Genomic DNA, 14,946 nt, shown 5'->3' with positions numbered 1-14,946 from the left:
GGATCAACTTCTCTGCTCGACGGGACGCACGGGGTGTCCGAATCCTGCGTGTGTCCGGGGCCTGGTGCCCAGGGGAAGTTCTTCGTGGACGACGTCGTCGTCGGTCACCGCGCTGACCGGAAGTTGTCCCTGACCACCCTGGGCACCGTCATGACCCGCCTGGATCGGGATGTGCAGCCGTTTCCCGGACTCGTCCGTGGATTCGGCAACGTTGCCACGGGACTGGTCCCGGGCCGGGTCCATATCGGAGGCCGCCGACCTGTCGGTCGTGACCTGCTGCGCGATCGTCGCGTGATTGGTCCCGGAAAACTCGTACATCGACCTCAGTATTTCGAGGATGCGCTGCCGGAAATCCTCCAGCTTGGCCGCTCGCGTCTCGATGTCCTCCATCGCGCTCGCGTGGTAAGCCTGGGAGGCCGCTTCCATTTCCTGGCATCGCTGTTGAGTCTGGCGCAGGAGTTCGGTGGAATCCCGGTGCGCCGCCGACATGGCTTCCTCGTACTTTTCATGAGCCGAGCGCCGCATTTCCTCTCGCTGCGATTCGATCTCGGCCATCTGTGCGGTGTGCTGCTCCTCCAGTTGATTACGCTTCTGCTCCAGATCATTGACCAGTTCGGCGCACTCCCGGCGGAGCGCGCCGGCCTTGGATTCGGCTTCGCTGCGGGTCTGTTCGGCTTCGGTGCTGGCCGTTCCGCGAATCGTTTCCGCATCCCGCCGGGCATTTTCGCGGATCGCGTTGGCTTCCTCGTCGGCCATGATGAGCATGTTCTGCATACGCCGGGTGGCGTGCGGAAGGCCGGTCTCGGAGGTCTCGATCCGTCTCAGCTCGGTCGTGGTCGCTTCGAGTTGATGTCGCGTTTCGTCGGTGATGCGGCGTTGATCTTCATTGAGCCGCATCGCCTCGTCGCGGTCCGTGGTCAACATCTTGACTTGATCTTCGAGCAATTCGATGTGCTCGAGGACCTGCTTGCGGTTGAATCCCCGGAACTCGTTGTCGAACCCCGGGCGCAGGGGGACGACGGTTTCGTCGTTCATAGTCCACCGCATTCCTCTTCGGCACTATGTTGCTGGAGATCGTATGCACCCACAGTGGAGGTCGCGATCCGAATCGGGGCCGAGTGCGGGACAGGCGGGCGGAAATCACCCCAACGTATGATCGCCGGTAACCGCGGATTCCGGCGAAGTGAACGGAATTCGACTGTCGGCCTATTGCGTTGCCTGCGGTGACGGCCGTCGAGCTGTGGGTGACGCGCTCGGTCGTGCTCGGGTCGTCCGGGGCCGTGCGACCGTATCCTCCCGCGCTTACTCAGGTTAGCCTTGGCTTGCGAAGAGGGTGCCCTTTTTCGGAGGGTTGGTGTGGCGGACGAGGACGCGGAAACGGGCCCTGCCGGGACAGCGCACCGGCGTTGTTCGGCACTGTTGCGGCGATGGCTGCGTGAGACACACACCCCGACGCCGCTCGGGCCGCTGCGGGTGCATGTCGGTTCGCTGGAAGTGCGGACCGAGATTCGCTCGAACTCGCCGACCGGCGCGCATCGATTCGGGCCGCTCCACGCGGTGGGTGGCGAAGAAGGCACAACGGACGAGGCGCTCGACCCGAGCGTGCTGGCGGCGGCGATCTCGGCCGATGCCCGATCGCGCATGCCCGACGGTGGTGCCGCCGACTCCGTGCGGCCCGTGCGGACTGCTTCGCCGGCCGAGTGGATGCGGCGGGCGCTGATCGAGCCCGAGTGGGACCTCGATCCGGTCGGTTCGTTGTCCGGAAGTGCCGCTTTCCACGAGCTCGTCAAAGAGAGCGCGAACCGCTTGCCGCGACTCCTCGACACGGTCACGGATCTCGCCGAATACGAGAACTGGTTGGACAAGCATGTGGCCACTGAGCTGCACCCGGCGCTGGAAGCGCCGTACGCATCGGCCGAGGCCGCGACGGCCACACTCTTGACGAGAGGTCCCTTGACGGTGATCGGGCTGCTCGGCCGATACGGCGTCGCCGACGAGGCCGACATGCTGGAGCTGCTGTCGCGCAGGCTGCAGCCGCTGACGCACTCGAAAGCGGGCGGGCTGGTGCGGCGTTGGCTGAACGATCCCACGGTGACGGATCTCGGTGGCCTGAACGGAGCCGGACTGCGCTGCCCTGCCCATCCGGGCGTGCCGGGAGTCGAACCCACCTACTACGAAATCGCGAACCCGCTGTACGAGCGAACCGCCGTCGAGGCCCGGGTGCCGGGCGTGCCGATACCGGAACCGGGGGAGGACTGGTCTCTGCGGGCGATCGAGGTCACCGGGGACGACGGGGGCCCGGATGTGGCTCTGGTCCATACGTGGATGAACGCCGAGCACGTCGCACCCCACTGGGAGCAGGCCTGGTCGCTTGCGCAATGGCATCGGGAATTGGCCACCCAGCTCAGCGGTGACCATTCACTGCCCTGCCTGGTCAGCAGCGGGGGACGTCCGATGGCCTATGTCGAGCTCTATCGGGTGATGCGGGACACCTTGTCCGGCTGTTACCCGTTCCACCCCCACGATCTCGGTGTGCACATCGCCGTGGGCGAGCCCGGGGAGATCGGTCGGGGCCTCGGTTCCACACTGCTGCGTGCCCTCGCACGGGGTTTGCTGACCGCCGATCCCGATTGCCGCCGAGTGGTCGCCGAGCCGAACGTCCACAATCGTGCCTCGGTCGGCGCGTTCACCAAGGCCGGTTATGGACGCGGGCGCGACGTCGGCCTGCCGTCGAAGAACTCCGCACTGATGGTGTACGCGCGCTGATCGGCGAGCCGTACGAGATCCTCCGCAAGGCCCCGAAGCCGTGCCCGCGGGGAAGTGGGGCGCACCGGATCGTGCTGCCGCGCACGGTGGTGCCGTGCCGAATGCGGACGGGAACAACCGTGTTGGTCAACGGGTTGTGCCGATTGATGGAGGAGACCGTCGCCAATCCGGACCGCACCGCGCTGAGCCACGAGCAGCCGCCCGAACCGGAACCGCATCCGATCCGGGGTACCGCCAGAGGGGACGCGCCGGTCCCCCTGTCGGTGCTGGACCTCGCCCCGGTGGGCAGGGAAACCACACCGGGGCACGCGCTGAGCACGACCACCGAGCTCGCCCGTTCCGCCGAACGCTTGGGCTACCACCGCTTCTGGGTCGCCGAGCATCACGGCATGCCCGGTATCGCCAGCTCCTCACCGGCAGTGCTGATCTCCCACCTCGCCGGCGCCACCAATACACTGCGCCTCGGCTCGGGCGGCGTGATGCTGCCCAACCACACACCGCTGGCGGTCGCCGAGCAGTTCGGCACTCTGCAGGCGCTGTACCCGGACCGCATCGACTTGGGACTCGGCCGCGCACCCGGTACCGACCAGGGGACGGCGCGCGCACTGCGCCGCACCACGGGACAACTGTCGGCCGACGACTTCCCGCAGCAGCTCGGGGAACTGATCGCCTTCCTCGAGGACGACTTCCCGGCCGACCACCCCTACGCCGACGTACACGCGATCCCGCACGGCTCCGTGCCACCCGTGTGGCTGCTCGGATCCAGTGGATTCGGTGCTCAGGTGGCGGGGGCACTGGGACTGCCGTTCTCCTTCGCCCATCACTTCAGCTCCGCCAACACGATGCCCGCGCTGAAGCTGTACCGCGATTCGTTCCAGCCGTCGTCGGTGCTCGACGAGCCGTACGCGAAGATCGGGGTGCAGGCCATCGCGGCCGAGACCGATGAGGAGGCGCTGGAGATCGCCCGCCCCATCGCACTGAGCATGCTGCGGTTGCGGATGGGCAGTCCCGGGCGGATGCCCAGCCGGCAGGAAGCCGCCGAGTACCCCTACACCGAGCGCGAGCAGGCTTTCGTGGACAGCTGGTTGTCCGACGCCGTGTACGGTTCGGCGGCGACGGTGCGGTCCGAACTCGACGAGCTGTGTGAGCGGACCGGCGTGGACGAGCTGATGCTCACGGCCAACATCTACGACCGGCAGGCCAAGCTGCGCTCCTACGAGTTGATCGCCCAAGCCTACCGATTCCCCGGAGCGGCCGCGGCGAAGTAAGAGGGACTGCCGGTGGACCGGTGCGCCCGTACGGTGTGTCGCCGGTGGTACCCGATTCGTGCAGCACGTGACGTGGGCGGCGTCACGATCCGATTAGGCAGGCACAGGTGTGCGCAGTGGGTGGCGTACGGTCTGGTGGAATGGTCGGGCGCGGTGGCCCTTGCCCGCCTTTCCGGCCACCGCGACCCTGTGACCGGCCCGTCGTCGTCGGCGCGACGAGGGTGTGTTGGAGACACGAGGCGGGATGAGGAGTTGTCGTGAAGCCGAGTGTTCTGCTGACCTTCTACCGGGTCATGGCCTACGTGACCGCGGTTCTGCTGATCGGGTTGTGCGTGTCCGTGGTGCTCAAGTACGGCTGGCCGGACGGCAGCACCATCCAGCAGTCCGGCGAGGCGTGGACCACGACGATCGGCATCGCCCACGGCTGGCTCTACATGCTCTACCTCGTGGTGGCGTTCTTCCTCACCAGAATGCTGCGGATCGAGATCGGACATATGCTGCTGGTTCTGCTCGCGGGCACCGTTCCCTTCGGTGCCTTCTTCGCCGAGCGCAAGGTGGTGCGATGGTTCCATGACCGGCAGCACGGTGCAGGCAGCTCGAATACCGGTGGTAACGCTGCGACCGGCGGCGCACGGTCGGCACGGTCATGACGGCGGCCATGCACGGGACTGATTCCACGACATCCGGACGCGGCGGTTTCCGCAGTGTGCTCGGCGCGTACCTGGCACTGACCAAGCCGCGTGTGATCGAACTGCTCCTGGTGACCACGATCCCCGCGATGTTCCTCGCCGAACGAGGCATCCCGTCGCTGGGGCTGGTGCTGGCGACGCTGGCCGGCGGCGCCATGGCGGCGGGTAGTTCCAACGCGCTGAACTGCGTCGCGGACTCCGATATCGATTCGGTGATGGATCGGACGAAGTCGCGCCCGCTGGTGAGCTATCGCGTACCGCGCCGCAACGCCTTGCTCTTCGGTATCGCGCTGAGTGCGGCGTCCTTCGCGGTGCTCACCTTCGGTGCGAATCTGCTCGCGGCCGTGCTGGCGCTGGCTGCGACCCTGTTCTACGTCTTCGTCTACACCCTGGTGCTCAAGCGCCGCACCTCGCAGAACATCGTATGGGGCGGAGCCGCCGGGTGTATGCCCGTCGTGGTCGGCTGGGCGGCTGTCTCGGGCACGGTCGAATGGCCCGCCCTGGTGATGTTCGGCGTGGTGTTCCTGTGGACGCCGCCGCACTTCTGGTCACTGGCGATGAAGTATCGCGACGACTACGCACGCGCCGGTGTCCCGATGCTTCCCGTGGTGGCCACGGCCCGGCATGTCTCGGCGCGCATCCTCGCCTACTCGTGGGCGACCGTGGCCTGCACGCTGCTGCTCGTCCCCGTGACGAGTTGGATCTACGTCGCCTGCGCGGTCCTGACCGGCGCGGTGTTTTTGATCATGGCGCAGCGGCTGCACGCGGGAGTGCGCCGCGGTGCGGGCATCAACCCGATGAAGTTGTTCCACTTGTCGAACAGCTATCTGACGGTGCTGTTCGTGGCGATCGCCGTGGACGCCGCCGTCGGACTTCCCGTGCTGGGCTGAGTCCCGGTTCGCTCAGAGGCCCAGGTGCAGGTGCAGGGCGCTGTCGAGTCCGCCGATGCGTTCGCCGGGGCAGTGCGCCGATCCGCCGACGCGGCCGGTCGACGGCCACGGCCCGCACTTGATCGGCTTGGGCTTTCGAGGGAAAGCTGCGCGCTCCCTGCCGCTCGAGGTCGGCTGCCTGCAGAAGGCAGCTGCCGGCGCGGTATCCGTGCCGGGTGTGATGTGTCCCGACTCGGAGAGGGCTCAGCGGGAGCCGTATGCGAGGTGAAGGTAGGGTCGGGCGCGGGAAGATCGCAGCCCCGAACGGTGCTCGCGATCCTCTCCGCGCCCGGACATGGCCGTGTGTGGAGCGCACGACGGCCACATCTCTCCGGTAGGCGTCGGCCCCGAACCACGCAGCAACCGGAGAGGGGCGCACCCTGTGGGCGCGGTGGCGGAGTCGAGAACACAACTCCGCCACCTCCCATAATACGAGATGTGGAAATCCGATCACACAATGCGCTGGTCAACGTGCCACGTGCACGCAACGTGCTGCGCCCGGGCACGGCCACTGCGCTACCGAAGAGTCCGGCCTCGGCGTGTCCGAGTGGTGGTCATCCCGTCACGCTGTGCGGTGAGTCCGTCCTGGCAACGTAGACGGTATTGGCCGCATCGCCGGCTGTGTAGGGGTTGGGAAAGGTGACGACGTGGGCCTCCGCGCTCGCGAAGACCTGCCCGAGCGCGGCGAGGAAGTCCTCGTCGGGGGGATCGTCCGACCACAGCGCGAACACCCCACCGGGATGGAGATGCTCGGCGAGGCGGCGCAGCCCCGCGGGCTCGTAGAACGCGGCGTGGCTCGAATGCAGGACCTGACGCGGCGTGTGATCGATGTCGACAAGAATGGCGTGGAAACGCCTGCCCGGCGCCTCGGCATCGAACCCCGAGCCACTGCTGACCATCGCGAAGAAATCGCCGTGTACCAGACGAGTTCGCGGATCCGAGGTCACCCGGGAGGCAAGGGGAAGCAGATCGCGCCGGTGCCACTCGATCACCTCGCCGAGCGCTTCCACCGCGATCAGCGAACGCACGCGCGAATCCTCCAGCACGGCCCGCGCGGTGTAGCCGAGCCCGAGCCCGCCGACGACGACATCGAAGTCGGTACCGGCCGGTTCGGCCAGGCCGAGCCGGGCAAGCTCGATCTCGGCCACCGTGAACAGGCTCGACATGAGAAACTCGTCGTCGAGTTTGACCTCGTGCACCTCCACCTGGAGTGCCGGATCCAGCCTCCTCCGTAGACTGATGGTGCCGATCGGCGTCTCGCGCCAATCAATTTCCTCGAAGCGCGTGCTCATTGAGCCCTTCCGTTCCTCGCCTACCGCGTGTCCGGGAGATCGTACGGCTTCACCGAGACCTCCGTTCGCGTCCCGAGCCGGGCTGCTCGGGTGGCAAGGTAGTGCTGCTCCGGGATACTCGTCGTGCGATTCGCCGCGGCGCGGTAGTGCGCCACAGCGGCGTCCGCATCGCCGGCCTCTTCCAGGAGATGGGCACGCACGGCGTCGAGACGGTAGTGGCCGGCCAGCCGCTCGTCGAGCGTTTCGAGCAGGGCCAACCCGGTGGCCGGTCCATGCACCATGGCCGCCGCGATGGCCCGGTTGAGCGTCACCATCGGATTGCCGGACACCCGCTCCAGGAGACCGTACAACGTGAGGATCTGTGGCCAGTCGGTGTCCTCGGCACGTGCCGCCTCGTCATGAACGGCCGCGATGGCGGCCTGCAGCCGGTACTCGCCGACCGATCCCTGCGGCATCGCTTCGACGGCCAGCGCGACGCCTTCGGCGATCAGCTTCTGGTCCCAGAGCGTACGGTCCTGTTCGGCCAACGGGATCAGCTCGCCCCCGGACCCGGTGCGGGCGCGGCGCCGAGCGTCGGTGAGCAGCATCAGCGCGAGCAGACCTGCGACTTCACCATCGTCCGGCAATTCCTCGTGCATCGCCCTGGTCAGCCGGATCGCCTCGTCGGAAAGGTCGCTGCGGTGCAGGTCATGGCCGATGCTGCTCGCGTAACCCTCGTTGAAGATCAAATACAGTACGTGCAGCACCGAGCGCAGTCGCCGCGCCCACTCGGCACCCGTGGGCATCCGCCAGTGGCACTCGGCGCCCTTGATGCGTTGCTTGGCCCGGCTGATCCGCTGCGCCATCGTCTTTTCGGGCACCAGGAACGCGTTGGCGATCTCGGCCGTGGTCAGGCCGCCCACCGCCCGCAGTGTCAGGGCGATCGCCGAGGCCGGTGTCAGAGCGGGATGGCAACACAGGAACAGCAGGATCAGCGTGTCGTCGTGATCGGTAACTTCCGCGGTCGGCGGTTCCTGCGCCGCGGCGAGGTCTTCCCGGTGGCGTCGGGCTTGCTCACTCCGGAACCGGTCGGTCATCCGCCGCGCGGCGGCCTGGATCAGCCAGCCGCGCGGGTTGTCCGGTACTCCCTCTTCCGGCCAGTGCAGGGCTGCCGCGAGCAGTGCCTCCTGCACGGCGTCCTCGGAGGAGTCGAAGTCACCGAACCGTCGGATGATCGCGCCGAGGACCTGCGGCGCCAGTTCGCGCAGCAGGTCCTCGGCGCTCGGTATTCGGTTCACAGGTCGCCGCCGGGCGCGCTCATCATCTGGCGCACCTCGATCGGCTGCCGGATCGGGGCGCCACCGGGTCCTGGAGCCGCCGAGATCTTCGCGGCGATCTCGGCGGCGCGCTCGGGAGTCTCCACGTCGACCATCCGGTAGCCTGCGAGGAACTCCTTGGACTCCGGGAACGGGCCGTCGGTGACCACCGGAGCGCTCACGCCGTCGCCGGTCACGATCCTGGCCAGCTCGGGTCCGGTCAAAGCCTGGGCGTCGACGAGCTCGCCGGAGTCGGTGAGCTCCTCGTTCAGGGTTTGCTGGAATTCGATGTGCGCCTTGATGTCCTCGGAGGCCCAGTTCGTCATGGGCTCCACGCCTTCGCCGCCTTCGTAGTTCTGCAGCAACAGGAACTTCGTCATGTCCGGCTCCTCACCGTTCGCCGCGCCCATCCTGGCGCACTCGTGCATAGGACGGAGCACGTGTCTCGTTCTCGACATGCTCGTGGGAATCGATTTTCGTCGGTACGTGACCGCACGGTCGGCCTCGAACGACCTCGAACGGCCGGGCCTGCGCACCGACACCAAATCGATGGCGACACCGATCGATCTCTCGCAGGCCGTGCTGCCGATGCCGGTAGCACAGCTCGTGACGGACGTTCGCCGTGCCGTGAAAAGCGCGGCGGCCGGACAAGATCAATCGTGCGAACGACCTCGAGTCGCAAGCGCGGCGGAGACGACGCGTTCGTAAGCGGTCGTGTAGTCGTGCACCGCCGCCTTTCGTGCCCTTTCAGCTTTGACCGGCAGGGAAATCGTTGCCGCACACACCACAGCCGCCACCAGTGAGAGCACCATGAGCACATTCCCTGCCTGCGTGTCGCCGTCGCGCCACAGCACGAAGGAGAACATCACGCCGGCGAACGCGAACACACCGGGCAGCATGCTCAGCCACGTGCGCCGCATGACCTTGCGTCGGAACGCGAGATGTTGGCGGCGTGCGTCGTCGAGGACCGTATCGGAAAGGACATCCACGCCGGTCTCCCGCAACACCAGCGCCGCTTCCTCACGGGCAACGTCATTGCCACGGAGCTCGGTGAGACTGGGGCCGCTGAGAAACTCGGCTCCCAATTGCCGTGTTATCGGGGACGAACCGGCTCGTTTGACCTGCAGGCAGAGCTTTCCGCCGGAGCGATGGAGCCCTTCGACCTCCCAGCCTCGGGCGGCGGCGAGCTCGCGGTAGTTGCTCAGCGACAGCCGACCGGGAAGCTCGGTCAGACTCACCTCGGCCACACCCGAAATGTCAGCGGTCACCCCATCGAGCCGGGCCAAGAATTCCTGCTCCGGCGAACGGCCCTCTCTGCTCGTATCGCGGGTTTCCGTCATGCTTTCACTGCCTGTCCGTCTCGCTGGAAGGTCAACCGCCACTCGTTGCCCGAGATCTCCTCGGATTGATACTCCCAGCCGTGTTCCTGCGCCGTACGCAGGATCTCCGCTTTCGGCAGCGCCCCGAGCTCGTCACGCCGCAGGGTCAGCGAGCTCCTGTCAGCGGTGTCACCGGTCGTACTCAGTGTCTGATGCAGGCTCTCCCTTTGGCGTTTTTCGCCGAAGTCGTCTCCGACTGCACTACTGAACCCCAGCGATGCTCGTGTTTCGCCGGACTGGGAAAGAGCTCGCTGAAAACCGAGGTAACGATTTGATTTGCCGGTGAAGCGAAACCCTTCCGATTCTGCGATATCTCGCAGCATCTCATTGGAGATCTTCGAGTACATGCCGGCATTGAGTTCCGACGCGCCTGTCGTCGACTCCTTTTTCAGTAGGTCCTGTCGAACTTGTTCCAGGCGTTGCTGCAGCGGTTGGCGTCGATGTTGAATCAACGCGAATATGCCGATGAACAGAAATGCGGCAGCAAAGAGGCCGAACACCACCAGAAAAATATAGTAGATGATCACGCGTGTTCCTTCGCTTCCGTCGGTATGGTCATAGCAGTCCTTCCAGCCTGGAGGCGATCGAGCTCTGTTGTGTTTCGTTCCAGGTAATGGTCTTGCAGATTTCGGCCATCATGGCGACGTACTCGTTCCAGTCCCGTATACATTCGGTCACCAACGCAAAGAACACGAGTTGACCACGACTCGCCAGTGGCGCGATGACCTGGAACTGGCGTGTGCGGCGGCTGTTCTGCGTCTCGTGGCCGGTGAGGTTGACCTCGGGATCGAATAGGTCTTCCTGGACCACCGCGAGGCAGCGTCCAATGGACAGGTTCACGAAGTCCACCTCACGCCCCGTACGTTCCTCGCGGAGGTGTCGAGCCAGAACATTGAGCGGTTGGGAGGCCTTCAATTCCGCTTCACGAACCAGCACGGTGAACTGCGCTGTGGTGGCTGCCGAAGGGTCTTGTTGGGAGCGACCGACGAAGTTGGCCGCGTAGATCACTCCCTCCTCGAGCATCCGCTGTATCGAATACTCGTAAGCCAAGATGACACGCAAGTACTGCTCGCCGCTCAGTTCCGGAATGGTGCTTTGTAGTGATTCGAGCAACTTTTCGGAACGGGTTTGCGGGTTCTGTGTTAAGTCAATGGGATTGAATCCAGGATGAAGTGAAAAAGTGAGCGGGAAGTCACTTGATTTATCCGTCTTTTCCGTGGAACTCATCGACGACCGCCCTTACTTCAATGCTCTCGTAAAGTCCGCGATGGAACCACCCAGACTACCGAAAGCCGATCCTGTATTCTTCCACTCGCCGTAGCTCTGTGCGCCCGCTCCGGCAAGTGAACCGTAACCGGTCCCGTCTTTGATTGTGCCCGTGGTCTCGTTTCCAACCAGGAGGTCGGCTGCGGTCGGCCCCTGAGTGGCGACATTGAAGGTGCCTTGGCTTACCCTCGCAATCGTATCGGCATTGCCGCCGACTGCATTGGCAACTTTATCGCCGACATACTTGGAAAATTCGGCAGGCTCCTTCATCTTGGTCAGTGCCGTCGACATCTCGTCGCCGAATGTTTTTGCTCCGGTTCCCACGGCGGTACTCAGGCCATCGGCCAGATGCAGTGCATCCGTGGCTGCGGACCCACTCTTGGCGACCGGCCCCACGACCGGAAGCATGCCCAGCGCATCGGTGCCCAGTCCGGCCCAGGCGGTCGGCTCGTCCCACTTGCCCTCGACGGCCATCTCGCCGGCGTGGGCCGCCAGCGCGACTCCGCCTGCGATGAGGGCGACCGCCCCCGCTGCCACCCCGACGCCGGGAATGAGTGCCAGGCTTCCCGCGACCGCAGAGATCATGCCCGCGACGTCGCCGATCTCGCCGAGGTTCTGGACGACCCAGTCGCCCGCTCCGGCGAACCAGTCGCCGACGGCATCCCAGAAGCCAGGTGCGATATCGGTGGCGTTTCGTAGCTTGTCGGCGACCGACCGTGCATCGTCCTCCCATCGATCCTGCAGGTCGTGTGCCTTGCGCCGGATGTCGTCCACACGTGCCCAGGCCTCTTCGGCATTCCGGCCGGCTTGGGCGGCCGCGTCGGCGTTGGCCTGTGCCTGCCGGTGCGCGGCTTGCGCGGCCTCCGGGTCGTTGGGGGCGTAGGCGATTGGGGTGTTGGCCTTGGTTCTGGCCTGCTGTGCTGCGGCGTCGGCTCGTTCGGCAGCGGCGATGGCTTCCCGAGCCCGGTTTTCGAGGTCGACGGCTTTGCGCTGGTGTTCGGTCAGCGTGTCCTGCCACCAGCCGAGTGCTTTACCGGCATCCACCAGTGACTGGTGCGCGTTGTCGAGAAGTTTCGGCAGCTCTCCCAGCTTTTCCACGAAGGCCTTGGAGGCCTCGCCGGTCCAGGATTCCTTCTGGTTCTGGACACTCTCGAGGACTTCGTAGGTTTCCCCGAGCCAATTGCCGGTGTTGGTCATCTGGCTCGACAGTGCACCCACCGATGCCGGGTTGCCCCGAGCCGGATTGAACCCCAGCCCATGCCAGTCCTGGGGCTGACTCACTGGGCACCTCCGGTAGGTGCGGGTTTCGCCGTGGGAGGTTCGGGCGCCCCAGCCGTGCCGGATGACACCGCCTCGTGCATCTTCGTGAATCCGTCCCGCAGGGCGGTTTCCAGTTCCGTATACGTTTTCTTGGCATCGCCGAGCCCCGTGGTGATCTTGTCGACGCAGTCGCCGATCTCGCCGATGCCTCGCTGCCAGTCCTCGCGGAACTGTGCACACGCCTCATCGAGGAAGTCCGGTCCGATCGAGTCGGGCCCGATATCCTCCATCGCTTTGAGCGCGCTGCCGAGGTTCTCCTCGGCGCGATTGAGGTTCTTCTCCATCGCATCCAGCGCCCCGATATCGACCGTGAAATCGGGCACGTTTCCTCCCGGCTGCTCCAGTACCGACCATCCGCCGAGCAGGTACGGTAGCACTCACGATCTTGGCGAGATTGCGATTTCCGGACATCGGCGGCACTTCCGTCGCGCGGACCGAATCTTTCGCTACGGCTCGATGACGCCGATCGATGACGCCGACCTCTCCGACTGCGAGATCGCCGTTTACCTGGATCATGAACCTTGGGGCCGACGTGAGATGGCTTCCGTTGGGCTCCAATCGAGCTTGGACGCCGAGGCGCTTTCGTACATCCGGGGTCAGGTGCTACTCACGCTCGCACCGGCGCTGTCTGCAGTCGGTAGCTCACCCACTGGCGGGCCACGGTGACCAGCCGGGGTCGGTGCGGGGCCGGCTCGGCTCGCTGCATGTACTCCCAGATACCGAGGATGGCGATCGCGGCCGAGGTGCGCGCTTCTTCGGACGCCTGGCTCCACGCGGGCACGGGTCGAGCTCGCGGCCGAGGGTGGCCACGGTCTCGGCAACGAGCGGTAGATCCGGTGAGCCCGGTTCCAGGCTGGCATGCCGACCGGGTACATGCTCGTAGCCGCACAGCAGCCGCGGCGCCACCGTTGGCAGATACGGGGCCACCCGGGTTCGTGTCGATGCATCCGCGACCGGTGTGTGGAGAGGTCGACACCCTTGCAGAACACGACCTGCCCGCCACCCGTGTGCAGGGTGACGGACAGGCCCGAGCTCCGCCCGGCGTCAGGAGAAACCGCCGATGCCACGGGGCCGCACTGTGACTCGATGGCTGTACGCACGGCTACCGGCAGATCAATCCACCCGAGCCGGGGCATGGTCACCTCTTTTTCGGGTCGCGGGGCGGCGGGTCCGGTGGAGGATCATCGGCGCAGCCGTTGTGGCACGGCGAGCACAGACCTTTCTTCCCTGCCCAGAGCTCATGGTCCACCACATAACCCGCGGATGCGATTGGCCAGTCGGTCGAACAGGGTCTCGTCGATGAGGGTTCGGGCTGCCGTGCTCTCCACTACGGCGGTCCTGTGCTCCTCCAGGAGTGTCGTCTGCGGTGTGCGGTCAGGCGGTGTCGTGGATCGTGGTTACCTCCCGTCGCTCGTGGTGGACACCGCCGGGCGAGGCAGTCGGGGGAGCGTGCCTCGCCCGGCGGTGCGGCCCGGCGCCGGACAGGATTCGGGGAGGTCGACGGCGCCGGGCCGGGTCACAGGCGTTGGAGCCCGTCGAGGACGCGGTGCAGGGTGTCCAGGTTCGGAGCGTCGAACTCCGGCGTAGCCTGCGAGGTGGTCCCCGGCAGATAGGGCCTGCCGGGGGCCTTGATGTCCGGGTCGGTGGTGGGCCAGGCGATCGGGACCTCTGGTGTTTCTGGGGGGATGATGAGGATGCGTTCGGTGCGGTCCTGCTCGCGGGACTGTGCGAGGAGTTGGGCCACGGTCAGTGCTCCGGCGCCGGAATCCGCGTGCTGGGGACGTGGGGCGTAGGTCCATGTGGTGGCCAGTGCAATTGCCACGATGGGCAGGGCCACGGTCGCGGCGGAAACGGCGGGGATCATGATCGCCGCTCGGTGGCTGGGGTGCACTCGATGTGCAGGTCGGTGATGGCCTCGTCGAGTGCGGCGCGCAGTGCACGGGCTTGTGGCAGGTCGAAGAGGGCTGTCTCGCCTGACGGGGTGCGCAGGGTGATGCCGCGTCGGATGCGGCCGAGGCCGAGGTTGCGGTCGCGGTCTGCCCAGTCTCTGCAGTCCACGGTGGTCCAGGGCTGGTCAGGCATGGTCGTCGGTCCTTTCGGTGGTGGCGGTGATGACCATTGGCTGGTCGGTGTCACGGAGTGCCGCCGAGAGCCGGTCGAGCCCGTCGGCGAGGTGGGCGCGTTCGTCACTGCTGTAGCGGCCGAGCCGGACGTCGCTGGCGGCGTGGCTGAGCATGAACACGGCTTGCGTCATCAGCTGTGCTGTGCGCTCGTGGCGGTTCATGACTGCTGCCTGCTGCGGCGTGCGGCCGAGTCCTCGGCGAGCACGGCGCTCACCTGCGTGTAGTCACCCGAACTGATGCCGAATCGCCCGTCGGTGCCGTCGTGGAGATCCCGTTGTCCGGCGACCCAGTTGAGCCACTCTGCGGTGATCCGCTGGGCAGTGATACCGAGTGCGCCCGCGATGTCGGCCACGGTGGCGCCGGTGATCAGGGCGGCGTGGAGGCGGTGCCCATGGATGTCGGCCAAGTGCTCAGCCAGTGCGGCGGCACGGGCCAGCTCCTCGAGGTGCTCGGGGATGCTGCGGTGCGGTGACGCCGGACGGTTACCGATGTCGGAGTACCACTCGGCCAGGTCGTACGGATTGATCCCGGCTGCCTGCTCATAGGTGGTCACCGGACCCTGGTCGGCTATGGCGCAGGACGCGGAGAGCGGATAGGACATGCGGATCCTCTTCTTTTC

18 protein-coding genes are annotated in these 14,946 nt (G+C 66.1%); 4 read left to right on the top strand and 14 right to left on the bottom strand.

The genetic code is table 11. The annotated features are described in order from the left end of the window. Positions 1-3: 3 nt before the first annotated feature. On the bottom strand, positions 4-1,035 hold the full coding sequence (locus JOF55_RS06160; protein WP_310270877.1) for a DivIVA domain-containing protein: 1,032 nt from the start codon (positions 1,033-1,035) through the stop codon (positions 4-6). 321 nt (positions 1,036-1,356) lie between these two features. Here JOF55_RS06160 and JOF55_RS06155 point away from each other — a divergent pair, with 321 nt between their 5' ends. From JOF55_RS06155 to JOF55_RS06140, 4 genes are all read left to right on the top strand, one after another. Beyond that, positions 1,357-2,766 carry a GNAT family N-acetyltransferase gene (locus tag JOF55_RS06155; RefSeq protein ID WP_310270874.1) on the top strand — a complete coding sequence of 470 codons (1,410 nt, stop codon included), beginning with the start codon at positions 1,357-1,359 and terminating at the stop codon, positions 2,764-2,766. Positions 2,767-2,867: 101 nt separating this feature from the next. Continuing rightward, the gene (locus JOF55_RS06150; protein WP_310270871.1) at positions 2,868-4,034 is read left to right on the top strand and encodes an LLM class flavin-dependent oxidoreductase; all 1,167 of its coding nucleotides are present in this window, start codon (positions 2,868-2,870) and stop codon (positions 4,032-4,034) included. 257 nt (positions 4,035-4,291) lie between these two features. After that, positions 4,292-4,684: a DUF3817 domain-containing protein gene (locus JOF55_RS06145; RefSeq protein WP_310270867.1), complete on the top strand. Its 393-nt coding sequence runs from the start codon at positions 4,292-4,294 to the stop codon at positions 4,682-4,684. Between the two features lie 8 nt (positions 4,685-4,692). After that, positions 4,693-5,613 carry a heme o synthase gene (locus JOF55_RS06140; RefSeq protein ID WP_310270865.1) on the top strand — a complete coding sequence of 307 codons (921 nt, stop codon included), beginning with the start codon at positions 4,693-4,695 and terminating at the stop codon, positions 5,611-5,613. 593 nt (positions 5,614-6,206) lie between these two features. Here JOF55_RS06140 and JOF55_RS06135 read toward each other — a convergent pair. The 13 genes from JOF55_RS06135 to JOF55_RS06075 all read right to left on the bottom strand — a co-directional run bounded on the left by JOF55_RS06135 (position 6,207) and on the right by JOF55_RS06075 (position 14,928). Next, entirely contained in the window at positions 6,207-6,944 is a 738-nt protein-coding gene (locus JOF55_RS06135; protein WP_310270863.1) for a polyamine aminopropyltransferase, read from the bottom strand. Between the two features lie 20 nt (positions 6,945-6,964). Then, a complete protein-coding gene (locus tag JOF55_RS06130; RefSeq protein WP_374727405.1) occupies positions 6,965-8,212 on the bottom strand; it encodes an RNA polymerase sigma factor in 1,248 nt (415 codons plus the stop codon). Between the two features lie 5 nt (positions 8,213-8,217). Continuing rightward, positions 8,218-8,619 carry a YciI family protein gene (locus JOF55_RS06125; protein WP_310270856.1) on the bottom strand — a complete coding sequence of 134 codons (402 nt, stop codon included), beginning with the start codon at positions 8,617-8,619 and terminating at the stop codon, positions 8,218-8,220. A 273-nt stretch (positions 8,620-8,892) separates the two neighbouring features. Next, a complete protein-coding gene (locus JOF55_RS06120; RefSeq protein WP_310270853.1) occupies positions 8,893-9,579 on the bottom strand; it encodes a hypothetical protein in 687 nt (228 codons plus the stop codon). Next, complete coding sequence (locus JOF55_RS06115; protein WP_310270850.1) at positions 9,576-10,145, bottom strand: hypothetical protein; 570 nt, start codon at positions 10,143-10,145, stop codon at positions 9,576-9,578. The genes JOF55_RS06120 and JOF55_RS06115 overlap by 4 nt, the downstream gene beginning before the upstream one ends. Before the next feature lie 28 nt (positions 10,146-10,173). After that, entirely contained in the window at positions 10,174-10,845 is a 672-nt protein-coding gene (locus JOF55_RS06110; RefSeq protein ID WP_310270847.1) for a hypothetical protein, read from the bottom strand. A 12-nt stretch (positions 10,846-10,857) separates the two neighbouring features. Further along, entirely contained in the window at positions 10,858-12,165 is a 1,308-nt protein-coding gene (locus tag JOF55_RS06105; protein ID WP_310270845.1) for a WXG100 family type VII secretion target, read from the bottom strand. Continuing rightward, complete coding sequence (locus JOF55_RS06100) at positions 12,162-12,527, bottom strand: DUF6317 family protein (RefSeq protein WP_310270843.1); 366 nt, start codon at positions 12,525-12,527, stop codon at positions 12,162-12,164. Before JOF55_RS06100 ends, JOF55_RS06105 begins: the two co-directional genes overlap by 4 nt. A 284-nt stretch (positions 12,528-12,811) precedes the next feature. Beyond that, positions 12,812-12,985: a hypothetical protein gene (locus JOF55_RS06095; protein WP_310270840.1), complete on the bottom strand. Its 174-nt coding sequence runs from the start codon at positions 12,983-12,985 to the stop codon at positions 12,812-12,814. A 735-nt stretch (positions 12,986-13,720) separates the two neighbouring features. After that, positions 13,721-14,068 carry a hypothetical protein gene (locus JOF55_RS06090; RefSeq protein WP_310270838.1) on the bottom strand — a complete coding sequence of 116 codons (348 nt, stop codon included), beginning with the start codon at positions 14,066-14,068 and terminating at the stop codon, positions 13,721-13,723. Beyond that, positions 14,065-14,286 (bottom strand): hypothetical protein, encoded by a 222-nt coding sequence (locus tag JOF55_RS06085; RefSeq protein WP_310270835.1) that lies wholly within the window; start codon positions 14,284-14,286, stop codon positions 14,065-14,067. Before JOF55_RS06085 ends, JOF55_RS06090 begins: the two co-directional genes overlap by 4 nt. Then, a complete protein-coding gene (locus tag JOF55_RS06080) occupies positions 14,279-14,488 on the bottom strand; it encodes a hypothetical protein (RefSeq protein ID WP_310270832.1) in 210 nt (69 codons plus the stop codon). The genes JOF55_RS06085 and JOF55_RS06080 overlap by 8 nt, the downstream gene beginning before the upstream one ends. Next, on the bottom strand, positions 14,485-14,928 hold the full coding sequence (locus JOF55_RS06075) for a hypothetical protein (protein WP_310270829.1): 444 nt from the start codon (positions 14,926-14,928) through the stop codon (positions 14,485-14,487). Before JOF55_RS06075 ends, JOF55_RS06080 begins: the two co-directional genes overlap by 4 nt. Positions 14,929-14,946 lie beyond the last annotated feature (18 nt).

Source organism: Haloactinomyces albus (assembly GCF_031458135.1).
Taxonomy (GTDB): Bacteria; Actinomycetota; Actinomycetes; order Mycobacteriales; family Pseudonocardiaceae; genus Haloactinomyces; species Haloactinomyces albus.
The sequence above is the reverse complement of the archived record's forward strand: the minus strand, read 5'-3'. Positions and strand labels throughout refer to the sequence as shown.